The 21,369-nt window shown below is 53.5% G+C and carries 18 protein-coding genes, 1 tRNA gene and 1 rRNA gene; 8 read left to right on the top strand and 12 right to left on the bottom strand.

The genetic code is table 11. The features are described from left to right. Nucleotides 1–37 precede the first annotated feature (37 nt). The 3 genes from ACQ29O_RS05435 to gmhB all read right to left on the bottom strand — a co-directional run bounded on the left by ACQ29O_RS05435 (nucleotide 38) and on the right by gmhB (nucleotide 2,677). Nucleotides 38–113: transfer RNA gene (locus ACQ29O_RS05435), tRNA-Glu, on the bottom strand. An 85-nt stretch (nucleotides 114–198) separates the two neighbouring features. Next, nucleotides 199–1,740 (bottom strand): 16S ribosomal RNA (locus tag ACQ29O_RS05430). Nucleotides 1,741–2,110: 370 nt separating this feature from the next. Further along, complete coding sequence (gmhB, locus tag ACQ29O_RS05425; protein ID WP_001140158.1) at nucleotides 2,111–2,677, bottom strand: D-glycero-beta-D-manno-heptose 1,7-bisphosphate 7-phosphatase; 567 nt, start codon at nucleotides 2,675–2,677, stop codon at nucleotides 2,111–2,113. A 189-nt stretch (nucleotides 2,678–2,866) separates the two neighbouring features. Here gmhB and metN point away from each other — a divergent pair, with 189 nt between their 5' ends. From metN to proS, 6 genes are all read left to right on the top strand, one after another. Next, nucleotides 2,867–3,898, top strand: a complete 1,032-nt coding sequence (metN, locus tag ACQ29O_RS05420) for a methionine ABC transporter ATP-binding protein MetN (protein ID WP_000594025.1) — start codon at nucleotides 2,867–2,869, stop codon at nucleotides 3,896–3,898. After that, entirely contained in the window at nucleotides 3,891–4,544 is a 654-nt protein-coding gene (locus ACQ29O_RS05415) for a methionine ABC transporter permease MetI (RefSeq protein WP_001287488.1), read from the top strand. Before metN ends, ACQ29O_RS05415 begins: the two co-directional genes overlap by 8 nt. A gap of 38 nt (nucleotides 4,545–4,582) precedes the next feature. Next, the gene (metQ, locus tag ACQ29O_RS05410; RefSeq protein WP_000874215.1) at nucleotides 4,583–5,398 is read left to right on the top strand and encodes a methionine ABC transporter substrate-binding lipoprotein MetQ; all 816 of its coding nucleotides are present in this window, start codon (nucleotides 4,583–4,585) and stop codon (nucleotides 5,396–5,398) included. A gap of 118 nt (nucleotides 5,399–5,516) precedes the next feature. Further along, entirely contained in the window at nucleotides 5,517–5,921 is a 405-nt protein-coding gene (gene rcsF / locus ACQ29O_RS05405) for an Rcs stress response system protein RcsF (protein WP_001202315.1), read from the top strand. Further along, entirely contained in the window at nucleotides 5,918–6,625 is a 708-nt protein-coding gene (tsaA, locus tag ACQ29O_RS05400; RefSeq protein WP_000093988.1) for a tRNA (N6-threonylcarbamoyladenosine(37)-N6)-methyltransferase TrmO, read from the top strand. The genes rcsF and tsaA overlap by 4 nt, the downstream gene beginning before the upstream one ends. Nucleotides 6,626–6,735: 110 nt before the next feature. After that, nucleotides 6,736–8,454 (top strand): proline--tRNA ligase, encoded by a 1,719-nt coding sequence (proS, locus tag ACQ29O_RS05395; protein WP_001260683.1) that lies wholly within the window; start codon nucleotides 6,736–6,738, stop codon nucleotides 8,452–8,454. Nucleotides 8,455–8,527: 73 nt separating this feature from the next. Here proS and nlpE read toward each other — a convergent pair whose 3' ends face one another. Genes nlpE through ACQ29O_RS05380 form a run of 3 tightly spaced genes read right to left on the bottom strand, consistent with a single transcriptional unit; the run spans nucleotide 8,528 to nucleotide 10,225 of the window. After that, nucleotides 8,528–9,229, bottom strand: a complete 702-nt coding sequence (gene nlpE / locus ACQ29O_RS05390) for an envelope stress response activation lipoprotein NlpE (RefSeq protein WP_000252576.1) — start codon at nucleotides 9,227–9,229, stop codon at nucleotides 8,528–8,530. A gap of 31 nt (nucleotides 9,230–9,260) precedes the next feature. Further along, on the bottom strand, nucleotides 9,261–9,683 hold the full coding sequence (gene arfB, locus ACQ29O_RS05385; protein ID WP_020936836.1) for an alternative ribosome rescue aminoacyl-tRNA hydrolase ArfB: 423 nt from the start codon (nucleotides 9,681–9,683) through the stop codon (nucleotides 9,261–9,263). Continuing rightward, nucleotides 9,680–10,225, bottom strand: a complete 546-nt coding sequence (locus ACQ29O_RS05380; protein WP_001185319.1) for a YaeQ family protein — start codon at nucleotides 10,223–10,225, stop codon at nucleotides 9,680–9,682. Before ACQ29O_RS05380 ends, arfB begins: the two co-directional genes overlap by 4 nt. A gap of 197 nt (nucleotides 10,226–10,422) precedes the next feature. Here ACQ29O_RS05380 and ACQ29O_RS05375 point away from each other — a divergent pair, with 197 nt between their 5' ends. Continuing rightward, nucleotides 10,423–10,623, top strand: a complete 201-nt coding sequence (locus tag ACQ29O_RS05375) for a YaeP family protein (RefSeq protein ID WP_001518678.1) — start codon at nucleotides 10,423–10,425, stop codon at nucleotides 10,621–10,623. Further along, nucleotides 10,610–10,870, top strand: coding sequence for a Rho-binding antiterminator (gene rof, locus ACQ29O_RS05370; protein ID WP_000062330.1), 261 nt, complete (start codon nucleotides 10,610–10,612; stop codon nucleotides 10,868–10,870). Before ACQ29O_RS05375 ends, rof begins: the two co-directional genes overlap by 14 nt. Nucleotides 10,871–10,953: 83 nt before the next feature. Here the strand turns inward: rof and tilS are convergent, their stop codons facing one another. The 6 genes from tilS to dnaE form a co-directional block, all read right to left on the bottom strand. Next, entirely contained in the window at nucleotides 10,954–12,246 is a 1,293-nt protein-coding gene (gene tilS, locus ACQ29O_RS05365; protein WP_000210052.1) for a tRNA lysidine(34) synthetase TilS, read from the bottom strand. Between the two features lie 62 nt (nucleotides 12,247–12,308). Further along, the gene (locus ACQ29O_RS05360) at nucleotides 12,309–12,698 is read right to left on the bottom strand and encodes a VOC family protein (protein ID WP_000901088.1); all 390 of its coding nucleotides are present in this window, start codon (nucleotides 12,696–12,698) and stop codon (nucleotides 12,309–12,311) included. 55 nt (nucleotides 12,699–12,753) lie between these two features. Beyond that, complete coding sequence (gene ldcC / locus ACQ29O_RS05355; protein WP_001021054.1) at nucleotides 12,754–14,895, bottom strand: lysine decarboxylase LdcC; 2,142 nt, start codon at nucleotides 14,893–14,895, stop codon at nucleotides 12,754–12,756. A 75-nt stretch (nucleotides 14,896–14,970) separates the two neighbouring features. Then, complete coding sequence (locus ACQ29O_RS05350) at nucleotides 14,971–16,734, bottom strand: chitinase (RefSeq protein WP_000524172.1); 1,764 nt, start codon at nucleotides 16,732–16,734, stop codon at nucleotides 14,971–14,973. 180 nt (nucleotides 16,735–16,914) lie between these two features. Then, the gene (gene accA / locus ACQ29O_RS05345; RefSeq protein WP_000055753.1) at nucleotides 16,915–17,874 is read right to left on the bottom strand and encodes an acetyl-CoA carboxylase carboxyl transferase subunit alpha; all 960 of its coding nucleotides are present in this window, start codon (nucleotides 17,872–17,874) and stop codon (nucleotides 16,915–16,917) included. A gap of 12 nt (nucleotides 17,875–17,886) precedes the next feature. Continuing rightward, the gene (gene dnaE, locus ACQ29O_RS05340; RefSeq protein ID WP_001294821.1) at nucleotides 17,887–21,369 is read right to left on the bottom strand and encodes a DNA polymerase III subunit alpha; all 3,483 of its coding nucleotides are present in this window, start codon (nucleotides 21,367–21,369) and stop codon (nucleotides 17,887–17,889) included.

The raw sequence follows: 21,369 nt of genomic DNA, 5'->3' as shown, positions 1-21,369 counted from the left end.
TATTAAGGCAGGTGACTTTCACTCACAAACCAGCAAGTGGCGTCCCCTAGGGGATTCGAACCCCTGTTACCGCCGTGAAAGGGCGGTGTCCTGGGCCTCTAGACGAAGGGGACGTATCAGTCTGCTTCGCAAGACGCCTTGCTATTTACTTTTCATCAGACAATCTGTGTGAGCACTGCAAAGTACGCTTCTTTCAGGTAAGGAGGTGATCCAACCGCAGGTTCCCCTACGGTTACCTTGTTACGACTTCACCCCAGTCATGAATCACAAAGTGGTAAGCGCCCTCCCGAAGGTTAAGCTACCTACTTCTTTTGCAACCCACTCCCATGGTGTGACGGGCGGTGTGTACAAGGCCCGGGAACGTATTCACCGTGGCATTCTGATCCACGATTACTAGCGATTCCGACTTCATGGAGTCGAGTTGCAGACTCCAATCCGGACTACGACGCACTTTATGAGGTCCGCTTGCTCTCGCGAGGTCGCTTCTCTTTGTATGCGCCATTGTAGCACGTGTGTAGCCCTGGTCGTAAGGGCCATGATGACTTGACGTCATCCCCACCTTCCTCCAGTTTATCACTGGCAGTCTCCTTTGAGTTCCCGACCTAATCGCTGGCAACAAAGGATAAGGGTTGCGCTCGTTGCGGGACTTAACCCAACATTTCACAACACGAGCTGACGACAGCCATGCAGCACCTGTCTCACAGTTCCCGAAGGCACAAATCCATCTCTGGATTCTTCTGTGGATGTCAAGACCAGGTAAGGTTCTTCGCGTTGCATCGAATTAAACCACATGCTCCACCGCTTGTGCGGGCCCCCGTCAATTCATTTGAGTTTTAACCTTGCGGCCGTACTCCCCAGGCGGTCTACTTAACGCGTTAGCTCCGGAAGCCACGCCTCAAGGGCACAACCTCCAAGTAGACATCGTTTACGGCGTGGACTACCAGGGTATCTAATCCTGTTTGCTCCCCACGCTTTCGCACCTGAGCGTCAGTCTTTGTCCAGGGGGCCGCCTTCGCCACCGGTATTCCTCCAGATCTCTACGCATTTCACCGCTACACCTGGAATTCTACCCCCCTCTACAAGACTCAAGCCTGCCAGTTTCGAATGCAGTTCCCAGGTTGAGCCCGGGGATTTCACATCCGACTTGACAGACCGCCTGCGTGCGCTTTACGCCCAGTAATTCCGATTAACGCTTGCACCCTCCGTATTACCGCGGCTGCTGGCACGGAGTTAGCCGGTGCTTCTTCTGCGGGTAACGTCAATTGCTGCGGTTATTAACCACAACACCTTCCTCCCCGCTGAAAGTACTTTACAACCCGAAGGCCTTCTTCATACACGCGGCATGGCTGCATCAGGCTTGCGCCCATTGTGCAATATTCCCCACTGCTGCCTCCCGTAGGAGTCTGGACCGTGTCTCAGTTCCAGTGTGGCTGGTCATCCTCTCAGACCAGCTAGGGATCGTCGCCTTGGTGAGCCGTTACCTCACCAACAAGCTAATCCCATCTGGGCACATCTGATGGCAAGAGGCCCGAAGGTCCCCCTCTTTGGTCTTGCGACGTTATGCGGTATTAGCCACCGTTTCCAGTAGTTATCCCCCTCCATCAGGCAGTTTCCCAGACATTACTCACCCGTCCGCCACTCGTCAGCAAAGCAGCAAGCTGCTTCCTGTTACCGTTCGACTTGCATGTGTTAGGCCTGCCGCCAGCGTTCAATCTGAGCCATGATCAAACTCTTCAATTTAAAAGTTTGATGCTCAATGAATTAAACTTCGTAATGAATTACGTGTTCACTCTTGAGACTTGGTATTCATTTTTCGTCCGAGGACGTCAAGAATCCGTATCTTCGAGTGCCCACACAGATTGTCTGATAAATTGTTAAAGAGCAGGTGCGACGCGGCTTACAGCTCACCGTCGCGAGGTGGCGTATATTACGCTTTCCTCTTTCAGAGTCAACCCTGAATTTCAGGATTTTTCTCTTCAACCGACCGGCTGTTTGTGTGAAGTGATTCACATCCGCCGTGTCGATGGAGGCGCATTATAGGGAGTCGGTTCAGGAAGACAAGCGGAAAAATGCATTTTTGTTTTAACCGCTCATCTTTTATCCATAACGCTTATTTTTGCTGCTTTTTTATCGCCGATGGCAGGTCGGCAAGGCTGTTTAACACCCAGTCCGCCGCGTTTTCTGCTTCTGCCGTGACCGGTTTGCCCGTACGCACCAGCACTTTTGTCCCGACATTTGCCGCCGCAGCCGCCTGCATATCTTCCAGCTTGTCTCCCACCATATAAGAAGCCGCCATATCGATATGCAGGAAATCACGCGCCGAGATAAGCATTCCTGGATGCGGCTTGCGGCAATCACATACCTGACGGAACTCTTCTATACTGCCCTGCGGATGGTGAGGACAATAATAGATGCCGTCCAAATCAACATCGCGATCCGCCAACGACCAGTCCATCCATTCGGTTAACGTTTCAAACTGCGCCTCAGTGAATTTGCCGCGCGCGATTCCGGACTGGTTCGTCACCACCACCAACGCATAGCCCATTTTTTTTAGCTCGCGCATCGCGTCAATAACGCCGTCTATAAACTCAAATGCATCGATTTCATGTACGTAGCCGTGATCCACATTAATGGTGCCGTCACGGTCGAGAAAAATTGCGGGTACAGACTTTGCCACCTTTTATAGCTCCTGAGTAAAGCAAGTGGCGCTAGTATCGCATGTTTCAGCAGGCAAGAAAGTGCTCATCGTATAAAGCCTGATTGATTTAGACGTCTGGATGCCTTAACATCCATTCTGTTGACGGCGTTGACCGTATTAGACAGACGAAAATGCCACGGCTAACTTAATTACGATAATAAATAACCAATGATTAAACTTTCGAATATTACCAAAGTGTTCCAGCAGGGGACGCGCACCATTCAGGCGCTAAATAATGTCAGCCTGCACGTGCCTGCCGGGCAGATTTATGGCGTCATTGGCGCCTCCGGCGCCGGTAAAAGTACGCTTATCCGCTGCGTTAACTTACTTGAACGCCCAACCGAAGGTAGCGTTCAGGTCGGCGGTCAGGAGCTGACAACGCTTTCAGAGTCTGAGTTGACCAAAGCTCGCCGTCAAATCGGCATGATTTTCCAACATTTTAACCTGCTCTCTTCCCGTACCGTGCTTGGCAACGTCGCGTTGCCGCTGGAACTGGATAACACACCAAAGGAAGAGATCAAACGCCGTGTCACAGAGCTGCTGGATTTAGTCGGTCTTGGCGACAAGCACGACAGCTATCCGGCAAATCTTTCCGGCGGTCAGAAACAGCGTGTCGCGATTGCCCGCGCGTTAGCCAGTAATCCAAAAGTGTTGCTGTGCGATGAAGCCACCAGCGCGCTTGATCCCGCAACGACCCGTTCGATTCTGGAATTGCTGAAAGATATCAACCGTCGTTTGGGGTTGACGATTCTGCTTATCACTCATGAAATGGATGTCGTAAAACGTATCTGCGACTGCGTTGCCGTCATCAGTAATGGCGAGCTTATTGAGCAGGATACGGTCAGCGAAGTCTTCTCGCATCCTAAAACACCGCTGGCGCAGAAGTTTATTCAGTCCACTCTGCATCTGGACATTCCGGAAGATTACCAGGCGCGTTTGAAAGCGTCGCCGGAAACTGACAGCGTGCCGATGCTGCGCATGGAGTTCACCGGACAGTCTGTGGATGCCCCGCTGCTTTCTGAAACCGCGCGTCGTTTCACCGTGAACAATAATATTATTAGCGCGCAGATGGATTACGCGGGCGGTGTGAAGTTCGGCATTATGCTAACGGAAATGCACGGCACACAAGAAGAGACGCAAGCCGCAATTGCCTGGCTGCAGGATCACCATGTGAAAGTAGAGGTACTGGGTTATGTCTGAGGCAATGATGTGGTTACTGGTTCGTGGCGTCTGGGAAACGCTGGCGATGACCTTTGTCTCCGGTTTCTTCGGTTTCGTGATTGGCCTGCCGGTCGGCGTATTGCTGTATGTTACGCGCCCGGGGCAGATTATGGAGAACGCCAGGCTGTATCGCACCCTCTCTGCGGTGGTCAATATTTTCCGCTCGATTCCCTTTATCATCCTGTTGGTGTGGATGATTCCTTTTACCCAAATAATTGTCGGCACCTCCATTGGTTTGCAGGCCGCGATTGTACCGCTGACCGTCGGCGCCGCGCCTTTTATCGCCCGTATGGTGGAAAATGCGTTGTTAGAGATCCCTGCCGGGCTGATTGAAGCCTCGCGAGCGATGGGCGCCACGCCGCTGCAAATTGTACGTAAAATCCTTTTACCGGAAGCGCTGCCTGGTCTGGTGAATGCGGCAACCATTACACTGATCACCCTGGTCGGTTACTCCGCAATGGGCGGCGCTGTCGGCGCAGGCGGCCTCGGTCAAATCGGCTATCAGTACGGTTATATTGGATACAATGCTACCGTGATGAATACGGTGCTGGTATTACTTGTCGTTCTGGTTTATTTAATTCAGTTATCCGGCGATCGCATCGTCAGGGCTGTCACGCATAAGTAACGTTAAACACAACACAAATACTCATTAAGGAAATAAGCATGGCGTTCAAATTCAAAACCTTTGCGGCAGTGGGTGCTCTGATTGGTTCTCTGGCACTTGCGGGTTGCGGTCAGGATGAAAAAGATCCGAATCATATTAAAGTCGGCGTAATCGTTGGCGCAGAGCAGCAAGTTGCCGAAGTCGCGCAGAAAGTCGCGAAAGAAAAATACGGCCTGGACGTGGAATTGGTGACCTTTAATGATTATGTTCTGCCTAATGAAGCGCTGAGCAAAGGCGATATCGATGCCAATGCCTTCCAGCACAAACCGTATCTGGATCAGCAAATCAAAGATCGCGGTTACAAACTGGTTTCCGTTGGTAAGACTTTTGTCTATCCCATTGCAGGATATTCCAAAAAAATCAAATCTCTGGATGAGCTCAAGGACGGTTCCCAGGTCGCTGTGCCTAACGACCCGACCAACCTTGGTCGTTCCCTGCTGCTGCTGCAAAAAGTAGGGCTAATTAAACTGAAAGACGGCGTCGGTCTGCTTCCTACCTCGCTGGATATCGTCGAAAACCCGAAAAATCTGAAAATTGTTGAGCTGGAAGCGCCGCAGTTGCCGCGTTCGCTGGATGACGCTCAGATCGCGTTAGCGGTCATCAATACGACTTATGCCAGCCAGATTGGCCTGACGCCAGCGAAAGACGGTATCTTCGTTGAAGATAAAGATTCTCCGTACGTTAACCTGATCGTGACGCGTGAAGATAACAAAGACGCCGAGAATGTGAAAAAATTCGTTCAGGCTTACCAGTCTGATGAAGTGTACGAAGCCGCAAATAAAGTTTTTAATGGCGGTGCGGTGAAAGGCTGGTAAGTTTTAGGCTGATTCCACAATCTGTAATATTATTCAGGACGGGCTATTGCCCGTCTTGTCATTTATGCAAGCTCCTGATTCAATATCTGGCAATTAGAACATTCATTGAGGAAATATTATGCGTGCTTTACCGATCTGTTTATTGGCACTCATGCTGGGCGGTTGTTCCATGCTAAGCAGATCCCCTGTTGAACCCGTTCAAAGCACCGCAACCCCGCCAAAAGCGGAGCCGGAGAAACCTAAAGCGCCGCGTGCCGCTCCCGTCAGGATTTACACCAATGCTGAAGACTTAGTCGGCAAACCTTTCCGCGATCTTGGCGAAGTTAGCGGCGAATCCTGCCAGGCGACAAATCAAGACTCTCCGCCTAACATTCCAACTGCGCGCAAGCGTATGCAGATTAATGCATCTAAAATGAAAGCCAACGCCGTCCTGCTACACAGCTGTGAAATTACCAGCGGCACGCCAGGCTGCTACCGTCAGGCGGTTTGTATCGGGTCCGCCCTGAATATTTCGGCGAAATGAGCAGCTTTCAGTTTGAACAAATCGGCGTTATTCGCTCCCCCTATAAAGAAAAATTCGCCGTTCCGCGCCAGCCTGGTCTGGTCAAAAGCGCCTGCGGCGAACTGCATCTGATAGCGCCTTACAACCAGGCCGATGCCGTTCGCGGCCTGGAGGCGTTCAGCCATTTGTGGGTACTTTTCGTTTTTCATCAGACGATGGACGGCGGCTGGCGGCCAACAGTTCGTCCGCCCCGTCTTGGCGGTAACGCCAGAATGGGCGTTTTTGCCACGCGCTCCACGTTCCGCCCCAATCCGATTGGCATGTCGCTCGTTGCGCTAAAAGGTATCGAGTGCCGGAAAGAGAGCGTAATTCTGAAATTAGGCAGTCTGGATCTGGTGGATGGCACGCCGGTCGTGGATATTAAACCGTATTTACCGTTTGCCGAGGCCTTACCGGACGCCGCCGCCAGCTATGCGCAACAGGCGCCAATAGCTGAAATGCCCGTGAGTTTTACCGCTGAGGTGGCTCAACAGCTTACGACGCTGGAAAGGCGTTATCCGCAGCTACGGACATTTATTTGCGATGTGCTGGCGCAAGATCCTCGCCCGGCTTATCGTAAGGGTGAAGAGACGGGCAAAACCTATGCCGTCTGGCTGCATGATTTTAACGTGCGCTGGCGTGTAGTTAACACCGGATTTGAAGTGTTTGCGCTGGAACCACGGTAATTTCACGCCCTTCTCTTTTGACATCTCTTGCACGCTGGTAAACTAAATCACTTTTTTTGTATCAGGCTCACATTGAGCCTGTTCGATCGTTCAACTGGAACCGTAACAACATGCGTACTAGCCAATACCTGCTCTCCACTCTGAAGGAGACACCTGCCGACGCCGAGGTTATCAGCCACCAGCTGATGCTGCGCGCCGGGATGATCCGCAAGCTCGCCTCCGGGTTATATACCTGGCTGCCGACCGGCCTGCGCGTCCTGAAAAAAGTCGAAAACATCGTGCGTGAAGAGATGAACAACGCCGGTGCTATCGAGGTGTCGATGCCAGTCGTTCAGCCAGCCGACCTGTGGCAAGAGAGTGGTCGTTGGGAACAGTACGGTCCGGAACTGCTGCGTTTTGTCGACCGTGGCGAGCGTCCGTTCGTACTCGGCCCGACCCACGAAGAAGTTATCACCGATCTGGTGCGTAATGAACTCAGCTCTTATAAGCAGTTGCCGCTGAACTTCTTCCAAATCCAGACCAAATTCCGTGATGAAGTGCGTCCGCGCTTTGGCGTGATGCGTTCGCGCGAATTCCTGATGAAAGATGCTTACTCTTTCCACACCTCTCAGGAGTCGTTGCAGGAAACCTATGACGCCATGTACGCCGCGTATAGCCGTATCTTCAGCCGTATGGGGCTGGATTTCCGCGCGGTACAGGCCGATACCGGTTCTATCGGCGGCAACGCCTCGCATGAATTCCAGGTGCTGGCGCAAAGCGGCGAAGACGATATCGTTTTCTCTGATGTTTCTGATTACGCGGCTAACATTGAACTGGCAGAAGCTATCGCGCCGCAAACACCGCGCGCAGCGGCGACGCAGGAAATGACTCTGGTCGATACGCCAAATGCCAAAACCATCGCGGAGCTGGTGGAACAATTCAACCTGCCAATTGAAAAAACGGTAAAAACGCTGCTGGTGAAAGCGGTGAAAGACAGCAAGTCTCCGCTGGTGGCTCTGCTGGTTCGCGGCGATCATGAACTGAATGAAGTTAAAGCGGAAAAACTGCCGCACGTTGCCAGCCCGCTGACCTTCGCTACCGAAGAAGAGATTCGCGCCGTAATTAATGCCGGCCCTGGCTCCCTCGGCCCGGTCAATATGCCGATTCCGGTCATCATCGATCGTACCGTTGCCGCCATGAGCGATTTTGCCGCTGGCGCCAACATCGACGGTAAACACTACTTTGGTATTAACTGGGATCGCGATGTGGCGACGCCTGTTGTTGCCGACATCCGTAACGTAGTCGCCGGCGATCCGAGTCCGGATGGTCAGGGAACGTTGCTTATCAAACGCGGTATCGAAGTGGGTCACATCTTCCAGTTAGGTACCAAGTACTCAGAAGCGCTGAAAGCCTCCGTTCAGGGTGAAGATGGCCGTAACCAGATCCTGACAATGGGCTGCTACGGTATCGGCGTAACACGTGTCGTTGCCGCAGCTATCGAGCAGAACTTTGACGAGCGCGGCATTGTATGGCCTGACGCCATTGCGCCTTTCCAGGTCGCTATTCTGCCGATGAATATGCACAAATCCTTCCGTGTGCAGGAGCTGGCGGAAAAGCTGTACAGCGAATTGCGCGCGCAGGGCATTGAAGTGCTGATGGACGACCGTAAAGAGCGCCCGGGCGTGATGTTTGCCGATATGGAGCTGATTGGTATTCCACATACTATCGTGATTGGCGATCGCAACCTGGATAACGACGATATTGAGTATAAATACCGTCGCAGCGGTGAAAAATCGCTGATTAAAACCGGCGATATCGTTGATTATCTGGTCAAGGCGATTAAAGGCTAAACGACATTTTGTTGGGATTGCCCGGCGCCACCCGGCAGATATGTAAAGGCCTCGCACCCTGCGAGGCCTTTTATTAGTGAGTGCAATCTTTACCCGGCGCAAACTTCGCATTTTTATCGGCTATTAGCATTTTTACCGGCTCGCCCGTGTCCGGGTTCGCGGCAAACACAAAATGCCCTTCTACCGTCAGCAGCACCGGTTTTTCCGCTTCACCTTTCGCCGTCAAATAGCCGCGCTCAAGCTGGGCGTTACTGGCGACCGGCAACCGTTTTCCGGTCGCACAATCGGTAAAGGTCGCCGCATCGGCCCTGTATACATACATACCACGCAACGGCATTGGCGTTACCGGCAGGCTGGCGGTAACAGGCACAAGCGTATAATTAAGCTGCGAAGCCACCGGATTGCCTTCTCTGTCGAGCATCTCCAGCGCATTGCCTTTCGCGCGATAATACGATTTCTCGCCATTGCTGTCGGTTAACACCAGTTTATCTGCCGTCCGCGCCCAGGTACCGTATGACGCAAAAGAGGAAGGTTCTTCGCGCACGCCCTGATAGCGCTCGTTCATCACCCATGTGCCGTCTTTTTCCAGAAACAGCGACGTTTCAATACCTTCACAATCCGCACAGGGCAGCACGCCGCGCCAGCTTTGCTGCATGGGTTTTAATTCCGCCGCCTGCGCAGGTTGCAGGGCGTCAACTTCCGCACGGTTATTACACCCTATCAATGCAAATAGCGTACAGGCTGCCGCTACTGACAATATTGCTGTTCTCACCATAAAATCCTTATGAAATTGCTATTCCTGCCCGTCAATCCAGTGGACGACGAACTTTGCCGCGAAGCGCCTTTACAGAAGATTTTTGCGCCTTTGAGGACAAGCGGCGCTCTTTCGAGGCACGCGTCGGACGGGTTGCGCGACGGCTTTTCTGCTCCGCGGTTAATTCTTTTATGACGGCAACCAGCCTGGCGATAGCCGCTTCCCGGTTGAGCTCCTGGCTCCGGAACTCCTGCGCCTTAATGATAATGACGCCATCATCGCTTATCAGATGGTGGCTGGCCGTCAGCAAACGCTGTTTATAATACTCTGGCAGGCCAGAGGCCCGAATGTCAAAGCGCAAATGAATCGCGCTAGAGGTCTTATTTACGTGCTGACCACCCGCGCCCTGCGCGCGAATGGCCGTAATTTCCAGCTCATTATCGGCTATGGAGACCGTCTGGGAGATGGCAATCATGAGGGCTGTTGCCAGGCGGTTAGCTGTATTTCCAGATTATTCCGAGCATCAGAAAGCCAGATTGCGCCGTCCTGAATCGTCGCCTGTAGCGTCATGGTACGATCGGCAAATTCACTGAGCTGCGCCAGTTGCCCGTCATCCAGATACCAGACGGACAGGTTAGCGAACTGCGCGCACTTGCTTTGATGCTGCTGCCACCAGATTTGCGCCGCCCGGGAGTTATAAGCAAAGAGCGCGACGTCGCTCGCCTGAGTACAGGCTTTCTTAATACGGCGCTCATCCGGCAGCCCCAGCTCAATCCAGAGATCGATGCCCAGATGATCGTTACGCAGCCAAGCCTCCGGCTCATCTTCCGCGCTGAGGCCGCGTGTAAACTGCAACCGTTCATCAGCATATTTTATCCATGCCAACAGGCGCAGCATCATGCGCTCCTGCGTTTCAGAAGGGTGACGCGCCAGCGTCAATGCCGCATCCAGAAACCGGTTGCGATCAAGGTCAGCCACATTGACGACGGCTTTATAAATTGTCGCTTTAAGCGCCATGAGAAAACTCCTTTCGAATCAGGCGCCCATTGTAGCGAAAACCGCACTAAAAGGCTGTTAACGAATCTTTTATCCACTCGCGTCAGGCGCTGATATTGCGCAAATGAGTATGGTATAGTCACCTTGCTAAACAAGATTTAACTTCGTAGGCTTAGACTTGCATCCACGGTTAAGTCAGAATGCTGACAGGAGGGCGTGTGGAAAAATATTGTGAGTTAGTACGCAAGCGGTATGCGGAAATCGCCAGCGGAGACTTAGGGTATGTCCCGGATGCGCTGGGTTGTGTATTGAAAGTGCTTAATGAAGTGGCGGCAGATAGCGCCCTTTCAGAGTCGGTCAGGGAAAAGGCAGCTTATGCTGCCGCGAACTTACTGGTGAGCGATTATGTCAATGAATGAAACGTATCAACCCATTAATTGCGATGACTACGATAGTCTTGAGCTTGCCTGCATGCATCATTTAATACTGACGCTAACGTTAAAAGATGGCGAGGTTTTGCAGGCAAAAGCGAACGATTTGATCTTACGTAAAAACGTAGAATATCTGCTTGCCGAAGTTTCCGGCGAGTCTTGTGAACTTCGTCTCGATAAAATCGCCAGTTTCAGCCACCCGGAAATTGGTACCGTGGTAGTTAGCGAATCCTGAGTATTTTGTTGCCGGATGGTGGTGCAAGCACCTTATCAGGCCTACGTTCCATGCGATACGCAGGCCTGATAAGCGCAGCGCCATCAGGCATGCCAAACCAGACTCACCCCTTCTTTATCTTCTGCTGCTCCCTCACGCGTCACAAAAACACCCGCAGCCGCAATCAGCGTTTCGCCGTAAAACAACAACGGCGTGGTATCTCGTCGCCAGGGCGGGATCCCCTGCTCCTGCCAGATTTTCTTTAACTTACGTCCACCGTTACGCCCAACAATATGTAATACGCCTGGCGCTTTAAACCGAATGCTGACGGATTCTTCCTCTCGCGGTCGGCGCAGTTCGCCGCCAGGAACGAGCTGTACCGTCCCTAAGCCGGCAGGCAGCGCCAGCGGTGTTTGCCAGACGGGCCAGGCGACCGTCGTTTCGTGTTGTCCGGCCACGGATTTAATCCACCACAGTTGCGACTGATAACGGCGAATCTCGTGATCGCCAAAGCGTAAACAGGGAGAGGCATCGTCGCGCGCCAGCGCCACCTCCTGCCAGATACGTTCCAGCGCGTCGCGAGAGGGCATCGGCGCATTACGCATCGCCAGCCAGCGACGCAAAATCGCCGCCCGCCGTACATCGCTCATCGACATTAATGGAGAGAGCCGCAATGTTCCCTCCGCCGTGGTACAGTCCGTAAGATCGCTGGCCAGAAGCTCGTCCAGCAGCCTTTCTTGCTCGGCGCAGAGCGTCGCGCTACGGGCTACCGACGCAGGAAAATGCGGCCAGCGCTGCTGCAAGAGCGGAAGCGCGCGCAGGCGTAAAAAATTGCGATCGTAGGCGTCATCCTGATTGCTTTCATCTTCAATCCAGCATAAGCCATGACGCACAGCCCACTGTTCCAGCGTCTTCCGCGTTTCTCTCAACAGCGGGCGAAGAAGCAGAGTTCCGGCAAAAGGCGAGCACTCTCCCATCGCGGAAAGTCCGGCCGGACCGCTGCCGCGCTTTAACGCCAGCAGGAATGTTTCACACTGATCGTCAAGGTGCTGCGCGGTTGCCAGCACTTCGCCAGGCAATAGCGTCTGTGCGAACGCCCGGTAGCGCGCTTCACGCGCATGGGCCTCGATACCCAGGCCATTATCCGCCAGCGTCACCCGTTCCACTACCAGCGGAACCTGCCAGCGTTCGCATACGGTTTCGCAATGCCGCACCCAGCTATCAGCATGAGGGCTTAAACCGTGATGAATATGGATAGCACGCAGCGTGACGTCAGGATGGCGTTCTCGCCACAACACCAGTTGATGCAGAAGCACCGTAGAATCCAGGCCGCCGCTAAAGGCAGCCAGAATACGGCGAGAAGAGAGTAACGAGGTATTCAACGTGAGAGTGGTCATGATCCATGCTTATAGTGACTTAGCCCGGCAACGTTACCTGGCGAGCGTCTTAATGACAAGCCTTACTGCTCATACAGCTCAAGCGGTAAACCGTCCGGATCGTTGAAAAAAGTAAAGCGCTTCCCGGTATACGGATCGATGCGTATCGGTTCGCACTTAACCTGATGCTTTTCCAGATGCGCAACGGCGTTTTCCACATTTTCCACGCTGAAAGCCAGATGGCGCAGGCCACAGGCTTCAGGTCGGCTTGGACGCGCCGGAGGGAAGGGAAAAGAGAAAAGCTCAATCACATACTGCCCGTTTAGCGCCAAATCGCCCTTCCACGAGTCACGCTCTTCCCGCCAGACTTCGCTTAACAGATCGAACCCCAGAATATCGCAATAAAACGCCTTGCTCACCGCATAGTCTGTCGCAATGATCGCGATGTGATGAACCTGTTTTAATCCCAGCATAGCGTCTCCTTTATTGATTATCAGTACGTTACTCGTCACATTCCCGTCAGGCAAGCTAACAGGCGTGTTTTAAGACTCGTACCTGGTACACCCCGTCTTCATTCCGTTTCGCGCCGTGAATATCCGTTTCAAAACCGGGATAATGCTGGCCAATCGAGCAGAGCATCAGCAGAAAATCGAGCACGGCCCGACTCTGTTGCGTGATCCTCTCGCCGGGCATCAACAGCGGAACGCCTGGCGGATAAGGCAGGATCATATTCGCGGAAACGCGCCCTGGCAGTTGATCGAGCGCCACGGTTTCCACCTCGCCTTTGATCTGACGCTGCCAGGCCTGGTGCGGGGTCATGATCATCTCCGGTAAAACCTCGAACGCCCGCAGCATCAGCCCCGGAAGATCGTGCTGGCGGATCAGTTTATGGATCCCCTGCGCCAGATCCTGAATGCGCATATTGCGATAAAAATCCGGATCTTCCGCATACAGATCCGGCAACATATTTTTGACGCGCAGGTTAAGATCGTAGGCGCGTTTAAATTCCGTCAGTCCGCGCAGCAGCCCCATCGCACGGGTCTTATCAATCCCTATGCTGAACAAAAACAGCAGATTATACGGCCCGGTTTTTTCCACCACCACGCCTCGCTCATCAAGGAACTTCGCCACCAGCGCGGCGGGTATCCCCTCTTCGCTCATGTTGCCCTGTTCATCCATCCCCGGCGTCAGGATTGTCACCTTAACCGGATCGAGGAACATATGATCGTCATCAGCATCGGTGAAGCCATGCCAGGTTTCTCCCGGCGTGACCGGCCAGCATTCGGCCTCATCAACCTCTTCCGGCTGCCAGATATCAAAGAACCAGCTATCGGACTCTTCACGTAACCGCTGTACTTCTTTACGAAAATGGAGCGCCCGTTCCACCGAACGATTAATCAATCTTTTCCCTGGATTGCCGCGCAGCATCGCCGCCGCGGTCTCGATAGAGGCGACAATGGGATAGCTCGGCGATGTAGAAGTGTGCATCATAAACGCTTCGTTAAACGTCTCTTCGTCATATTCCCCTTTGATATGAATAAGCGACGCCTGCGAAAAAGCCGCCAGCATTTTATGGGTGGATTGCGTTTCGAAAATCACTTTTCCAGGCACCCGATCGCCGCTCATCCCGCTTTTCCCCTGGTAGATCGGATGGAAATGGGTATAGGGTACCCAGGCGGAATCAAAATGGATCGAGGGAACGTCCAGCATCTGCTTGATCCAGTTAGTGTTATACAGCAGACCATCGTAAGTCGAATTGGTGATAACCGCATGAACCGGCCATTGCGCCTGAGGGGTCTCCTCTATCTTGCTTTCGATGCTTGCACGGGTAAATTCCCTTCGGGGAATACCGCCGAGAATGCCGAGCGCATTGCGCGTCGGCTTCAACCAGAGAGGCACCACATCGCTCATCATCAGCAAATGCGCCAGCGATTTATGACAATTACGATCAATGAGTAGCGTACTTCCCGCAGGCGCGGCATACATACCGACAATTTTATTCGAGGTCGACGTACCGTTCGTCACCATATAGCTCTGCTCGGCGCCAAAAGTACGGGCGATATACTCTTCCGCTTCCAGATGCGGCCCGGTGTGATCCAGCAGCGATCCCAGTTCAGTCACCGAAATCGACACATCAGCTTTTAAGGTATTGCCGCCAAAAAAGTCATAAAACAGGCAGCCTGGCGGGCTTTTCTGATACGCCGTTCCCGCCATATGACCCGGCGTACAAAAGGTATATTTTCCTTCTTTGGCGTAGGTAAACAGCGCTTTGGTAAACGGCGGCGTAATATTATCGAGATATTCGTTTGTATATTGATGAATGCGCGTCGCGATATCTTCAGCCAGCCCCAACGCATACTCAAAAAACCACAGCGCCATGCGCATATCGTGAACGCTAACGTCCAGCGTGGAGTTGGTATTGATAAAGGCGTAGAGAGGAAGGTATTCATTTAGCTGGTTGATTTCGCTACAAAGGTCGAGACTGTATTCATCCCAGTCAAAAATAACGCCGCAGATGCGCGGGTTATGTTCAATAAACTTCAACAAGTCAACGCTATTTTGCGGCCAGATAATTTGAAATCCCAGGGATTGTAATGCACGCTCAAGCTCCTTGATGGGTTCATCTTTATAATAAACCCCGTGCGGCCCCATAATGGCGATGATGTTCATGCTTTCTCCTGAAAAAACCTGAGATAAGCATAGTAACAATCCTGCCGATGCAAAGCACCGACAGGATTTATCTTATTACAATGCGTTCCATGCATCGGCCCAGGCAATCCCTACGCCGGGCTCATAGTAGGCAGGCGCAACATTACACCATGAGCCTTCCGGGAACGGTTTGCACTGGTACAATGCGCCATTACTGTTGACGATGTCGCCCGGATTCCATTTCTGGCTGCTGCTCCAGGCAGGATAGCTGGTGGTCTTATCTTCGTCATCCGCAGCGGCGGCCTTCGCTTTCACATTCAGCGTATAAACCGCAGTGCTGGAGAGCGTACCGTCGCTAACGGTCAGATTCACCACATACTGGGTGTTCTGAGTGACATCCGGCGCGTTGAAAATCACAACGGCTTTATCCTGGCCGCTCAGCGTTTTGCCATCCTGCGACATCCAGGTATAGGTGAGCTTGTCGCCATTCGCGTCGGTCGATCCTTCCGCGCTGAGTGAAACCGGGCTACCAGCTTCCACCGCCCCGACCGGCCCGGCAATGCGCGCGACTGGCGCCACGTTTTCATCCGTCACTGGCGCCGGAGTTGGCGTGACATCCGGTTCAGTGGTTCCGTTATCATCGACGACATTAACGTTGAAATAATGCTGTACACATTTCGTGTAGTCGCCCTCTTTAAAGGCGGTATACGGCGTCTGATATCCCACTAACTGGCAGGAATAGGTTTTACCGTCCGCAGTATCGGCGCTCCAGCCCCAGTCTTGTTCCCAATAGATCGGTAACGCGCCAGCGCCGCCTTCATCGAACTGCTTCATCTTTTTACAGCCCAACACTTCGTCCGCCGGCACCGGCACTTTCAGGTAGTTGGCAAACTCTTTGTAGTAGGCGATACGGTTAAGCGACTGCGCATTCTCATCTGCGCCGCCGCACTCCACGCCGCCATTGATGATTTGAATGGTGACGCCGAAACCTGATACCAGGACGTTTGCTTTATCGCGATCGTTTGGCTGCCAGGTACCGTCAATCACATGTAGCATAGACGGCTTCGGCGGCTGCGGATACACAAAGAAGAAGACGGCGCTCGCCAGGTTCATCCAGGTATCCGCCACCAGCTCGGGTTTATCCAGCAGAGGGCGAACGTCGCCATACATCGCGTCAGAGAAAGGCCCATAGTTGTAGTTATAAGAAAGCTGTTTTGCCCCGCGACCAAAATAGCTGAGGAAATCGCCGTCCTTATCTTTACCGCACGGCCAGGTCTGGCCCTGCCATACATCCGGGTTACATTCGCCGTTGTAGCCGCCTTTCTGCCCTTCTGTCCAGCCGACTTCGCGCAGATAGACCAGCGCCTGACGCCATTCCGGAATGTCACGCCAGCTTTCGTGACCGCCCGTCTCCTGGGCAAAATGCGCAAACATAGTAGCCAGGGTTTTACGGCAGATAGCGTCGCTATCGCGTCCATCGGTGTAGGTACCACAAACCGCCGGGAATTTACCTATCGCTTTCAGGAAGTTAGAGTAAGTGTATTCCGGCGCGCGCATCGGGAACAGATAATCCCAGTCGGCCTCTTTCAGAATACTTTCAACGCGTTTTACGTTTGCCGGGTTAGCGGCGCGCCCCGGTTCAATTTGTTCAACCGCGCTGTTATCCAACGTCTGAATAGAGGATTTCACGGCCTCCATTAACGGAAAATCCGTCAGCGCTTTCTCTTTCGCCGCCAGATCGCTGGCGTTAATGGTCATTGGCTCACTACTGCTAAGCAGCGGCGCGGCCTGCGCACCGGATAAGCTCAACATGATCCCTGCCGCTACGGCGCTGAGCGCCAGTGTTTTTTGCAATCCCATAATTTTCTCCTTGAAGGGTAGTTCACTGCCTGCCCTGGCCACACGCCTGGCAGTTGATACAGTGTCAGGGAGAACATGCCGTTGCGTTTAATCACATCAACTCATCGGCGTCTCATTTTTCCTCGACCAAAAAAAAGAGGCCGGATTATCCGGCCTCTTGGGGAAAAATGAGGTAAATGATTAGGCGTAACCGTAGCTCATCAAACGCTGGTAACGACGGTTTTTTAAATCATCGGTGCTTAACACATCGAGATCGGCTAAATCTTCCAGCAGCTGCGCTTTTAGCGATGCCGCCATCGCTTCCGGATTACGGTGCGCGCCGCCCAGCGGCTCCGGAATGATGGAATCGATTAGCTTCAGCTCTTTCAGACGCGGCGCGATGATGCCCATCGCTTCAGCAGCCAATGGCGCTTTGTCGGCGCTCTTCCACAAAATAGAGGCGCAACCTTCCGGGGAGATAACGGAATAGGTGCTGTATTGCAGCATATTCACTTTATCACCCACGCCAATCGCCAATGCGCCGCCGGAGCCGCCTTCGCCAATCACGGTGCAGATGACAGGTACGTTCAGACGAGACATCTCACGCAGGTTGCGGGCGATAGCTTCAGACTGACCACGCTCTTCCGCGCCCACGCCAGGGTAAGCGCCCGGGGTGTCGATGAAGGTGATAATCGGCATGTTGAAGCGTTCAGCCATTTCCATCAGGCGCAGCGCTTTGCGGTAGCCTTCCGGCGCTGGCATGCCAAAGTTACGACGAATTTTTTCTTTGGTTTCACGACCTTTCTGATGACCAATGATCATCACCGGCCGCCCTTCCAGACGCGCGATACCGCCGACGATGGCTTTGTCATCAGCATAGGCGCGATCGCCCGCCAGCTCATCAAACTCATCAAACGCCAGACGGACATAATCCAGGGTGTACGGACGCTGCGGATGGCGCGCCAGTTGGGCTACCTGCCATGCGCCGAGATCGGCGAAGATTTTGCGCGTCAGTTCTACGCTTTTTTCGCGCAGGCGATGGACTTCTTCATCGATATTAATATCCAGTTTCTCATCCTGGCGGCTTACCGCAGTCAGAGAATCGATTTTCGCTTCCAGCTCTGCTATCGGCTGTTCAAAATCAAGGAAATTCAGACTCATAGTATTCCTGTATTAGTCAAACTCCAGTTCCACCTGCTCCGAACCAATGAGGCCACGCAGATCGTTAAGTAAACGATCGCTCGGAGAGACACGCCACGTTGCGCCAAAACGCAGCCGCGCACGCGCATCCGCCCTCTGATAGTAGAGATGTACTGGAATGGTCCCCGAGCGGTGGGGTTCCAGAGACTGACGGAGTCGGTTTAAAAGCTGGTCATCAATTTGCCTGTCCGTCAGCGAGATAGCAAGCCCGCGAGCGTATTTTTCGCGAGCTTCGTCAATATCCATCACTTCGCGGGCGGTCATTTTAAGCCCCCCGCTGAAGTCATCAAAGCTGACCTGTCCGCTGACGATAAGTATGCGGTCTTTTTCCAGCAACTGCTGGTATTTATCCAGCGCGTCGGTAAATAACATCACTTCCAGACGCCCGGAACGGTCATCCAGCGTACAGATGCCGATACGATTGCCGCGCTTGGTGACCATAACCCTTGCGGCAATCACGAGCCCCGCAGCCGTGGTGACTTTACCACGTTCTGTCGGATGCATGTCTTTGAGCCTTACCCCGCCGACATAGCGCTCAATTTCTTTTAAATACTGATTGATGGGGTGGCCCGTCAGGTACAGCCCCAACGTTTCACGTTCCCCATCTAACACCACCTGCTCCGGCCACGGCTGGCAGCTGGCATAGGATTGTTCGATTTGCTCCGGCTCTTCCGCCAGCACGCCGAACATATCCGCCTGACCGATAGCTTCCGCTTTAGCGTGCTGGTCGGCGGCTTTCAGCGCATCGCCCAATGAGTTCATCAGCGCGGCGCGGTGCGGCCCCAGGCGGTCGAACGCCCCGGACATGATCAGCTTTTCCAGCACCCGGCGGTTGAGCTTTTTGGTGTCGGTCCGCGCGCACAGATCAAACAGCTCGCGGAAATAGCCGCCCTGATTACGCGCGTCGATGATCGCTTCGATCGGCCCTTCGCCGACGCCTTTGATCGCGCCGATGCCGTAGACGATCTCGCCCTCATCATTAACGTGGAAATGGTACAATCCGGAGTTAATATCCGGCGGTAGAATTTTCAGTCCCATCCGCCAGCACTCGTCCACCAGGCCGACGACCTTCTCGGTGTTATCCATATCGGCAGTCATCACCGCCGCCATAAATTCAGCCGGATAGTGCGCCTTTAGCCATAGCGTCTGGTAAGAAACCAGCGCATAAGCGGCGGAGTGCGATTTGTTAAACCCGTAACCGGCGAATTTCTCCACCAGGTCAAAGATTTTCATCGCCAGTTCGCCGTCGATACCGTTCTTTTTCGCGCCCTCTTCAAAAACGGAACGCTGTTTGGCCATCTCCTCCGGCTTTTTCTTACCCATCGCACGACGCAGCATATCCGCGCCGCCGAGAGTATACCCGGAAAGTACCTGGGCAATCTGCATCACCTGTTCCTGATACAGAATGATGCCGTAGGTCGGCTCCAGTACCGGCTTCAGGCTTTCATGCTGCCACTGAACGTCCGGGTAAGAGAGTTCTTCACGACCGTGCTTACGGTCGATAAAGTTATCTACCATCCCTGACTGCAACGGGCCGGGACGGAACAGGGCCACCAGTGCGATCATATCTTCAAAGCAGTCCGGCTGCAGACGTTTGATCAGATCTTTCATGCCGCGCGATTCAAGCTGGAAGACCGCCGTGGTTTCCGAGCGCTGCAGCATGTCGAAGCTTTTTTTATCGTCCAGCGGAATGGCGGCGATATCCAGCGGCGGCTCGCCGTTTTTCTCGCGCCGCTTGTTGATCATCTCCAGCGCCCAGTTGATGATGGTCAGCGTACGCAAACCGAGGAAGTCGAACTTCACCAGCCCGGCATATTCCACGTCGCTTTTATCAAACTGGGTAACCGGATGCTTGCCCTCTTCATCGCAGTACAGCGGCGCAAAGTCGGTAATTTTGGTCGGCGCGATGACCACGCCGCCAGCGTGCTTACCGGCGTTACGCGTGACGCCTTCGAGCTTACGCGCCATATCGATCAGCGCTCTGACCTCTTCATCCGCCTCGTAAATTTCCGGCAGTTGCGGTTCCGCTTCAAAGGCTTTTGCCAGCGTCATGCCCGGATCGGGCGGCACCAGCTTCGAGATACGATCGACAAAACCGTACGGATGCCCCAGAACGCGGCCCACATCGCGGATAACGGCTTTCGCCGCCATCGTACCGAAGGTGATAATCTGCGATACCGCATCACGCCCGTACATGTCTGCGACGTGCTCAATCACCTGGTCGCGTTTCTCCATACAGAAGTCAACGTCGAAGTCAGGCATCGAGACACGTTCCGGGTTCAGGAAACGTTCGAACAGCAGGTCAAATTCCAGCGGATCAAGGTCGGTAATTTTCAGCGCGTAGGCCACCAGCGAACCAGCCCCGGAACCACGTCCCGGCCCTACCGGCACGCCGTTATCTTTTGACCACTGGATAAACTCCATCACGATGAGGAAGTAGCCAGGGAACCCCATCTGGTTGATAACCTGTAGTTCAATATCCAGACGCTCGTCATATTCCGGGCGACGCTTTTTGCGCTCTTCTTCGTCCGGAAACAGGAAAGCCAGACGCTCTTCCAGCCCCTCTTTCGATTTTTTGACCAGATAATCTTCGGTGGTCATATCGCCGGTCGGGAACTGTGGCAGGAAATATTCACCCAGACGCACCGTTACGTTGCAGCGTTTGGCAATCTCCACCGTATTTTCCAGCGCCTCCGGAATATCGGAGAACAGCTCGCACATTTCTTCTTCACTGCGCATATACTGCTGCGGTGAATAATTGCGTGGACGTTTAGGATCGTCGAGCGTGAAACCGTCGTGGATCGCGACACGAATCTCATGGGCGTCAAAATCATCGCTTTCAAGGAAACGGACATCGTTTGTCGCGACAACCGGCAAACCACGTGCCTCAGCCAGTTCAACCGCAGCATGGAGATAGGTCTCTTCGTCCTGTCTGCCGGTACGGATCAGTTCCAGGAAGTAGCGATCGGGAAAATGCGTTTCATAGAAAGCAACGCACTCCTCCACCAGCGCCTGGTTGCCGCGTAGCAGACAGCGGCCTACGTCGCCCATGCGTCCGCCGGAAATCAGAATCAAACCTTCTTTAAGCTCTACCAACCAGTCGCGCTCGATAATCGGGCCTGCCGCGCCGTAGCCGCGCTGATACGCTTTCGAGATCAGCAACGTCAGGTTCTGGTATCCCGTATTATTCGCCGCCAGTACCGTCAGATGAGTCAGCTCATCTCCCAGCAGTTCGTTGTGAACGTTAAAGTCCGCCCCGACGATAGGTTTAATGCCCGCGCCATGACCCGCTCCGTAGAACTTCACCAGACCGCAGAGGTTGGTAAAATCGGTGATCGCCAGCGCAGGCATACCTAATGAGGCCGCCTTTTTCACCAGCGGCCCGGTCTTCGCCAGCCCATCGATCATAGAGTAGTCGCTGTGCACCCGCAGGTGAACGAAACGTGGTTCAGACAT

Source organism: Salmonella sp. GDC200615, assembly GCF_050574145.1.
Taxonomy (GTDB): domain Bacteria; phylum Pseudomonadota; class Gammaproteobacteria; order Enterobacterales; family Enterobacteriaceae; genus Salmonella; species Salmonella enterica.
The sequence above is the reverse complement of the archived record's forward strand: the minus strand, read 5'-3'. Positions and strand labels throughout refer to the sequence as shown.

Bases quoted from the DNA above. Each gene is read 5' to 3' on its own strand.
- ACQ29O_RS05360 (WP_000901088.1), bottom strand. From the start codon at position 12,698: ATGCTGGGATTAAAACAGGTTCATCACATCGCGATCATTGCGACAGAC.
- nlpE (WP_000252576.1), bottom strand. From the start codon at position 9,229: ATGGTGAGAACAGCAATATTGTCAGTAGCGGCAGCCTGTACGCTATTT.
- ACQ29O_RS05350 (WP_000524172.1), bottom strand. From the start codon at position 16,734: ATGGGATTGCAAAAAACACTGGCGCTCAGCGCCGTAGCGGCAGGGATC.
- rcsF (WP_001202315.1), top strand. From the start codon at position 5,517: ATGCGTGCTTTACCGATCTGTTTATTGGCACTCATGCTGGGCGGTTGT.
- accA (WP_000055753.1), bottom strand. From the start codon at position 17,874: ATGAGTCTGAATTTCCTTGATTTTGAACAGCCGATAGCAGAGCTGGAA.
- metQ (WP_000874215.1), top strand. From the start codon at position 4,583: ATGGCGTTCAAATTCAAAACCTTTGCGGCAGTGGGTGCTCTGATTGGT.
- rof (WP_000062330.1), top strand. From the start codon at position 10,610: ATGTCAATGAATGAAACGTATCAACCCATTAATTGCGATGACTACGAT.
- proS (WP_001260683.1), top strand. From the start codon at position 6,736: ATGCGTACTAGCCAATACCTGCTCTCCACTCTGAAGGAGACACCTGCC.
- tsaA (WP_000093988.1), top strand. From the start codon at position 5,918: ATGAGCAGCTTTCAGTTTGAACAAATCGGCGTTATTCGCTCCCCCTAT.
- ACQ29O_RS05415 (WP_001287488.1), top strand. From the start codon at position 3,891: ATGTCTGAGGCAATGATGTGGTTACTGGTTCGTGGCGTCTGGGAAACG.
- dnaE (WP_001294821.1), bottom strand. From the start codon at position 21,369: ATGTCTGAACCACGTTTCGTTCACCTGCGGGTGCACAGCGACTACTCT.
- ACQ29O_RS05380 (WP_001185319.1), bottom strand. From the start codon at position 10,225: ATGGCGCTTAAAGCGACAATTTATAAAGCCGTCGTCAATGTGGCTGAC.
- tilS (WP_000210052.1), bottom strand. From the start codon at position 12,246: ATGACCACTCTCACGTTGAATACCTCGTTACTCTCTTCTCGCCGTATT.
- arfB (WP_020936836.1), bottom strand. From the start codon at position 9,683: ATGATTGCCATCTCCCAGACGGTCTCCATAGCCGATAATGAGCTGGAA.
- ldcC (WP_001021054.1), bottom strand. From the start codon at position 14,895: ATGAACATCATCGCCATTATGGGGCCGCACGGGGTTTATTATAAAGAT.
- metN (WP_000594025.1), top strand. From the start codon at position 2,867: ATGATTAAACTTTCGAATATTACCAAAGTGTTCCAGCAGGGGACGCGC.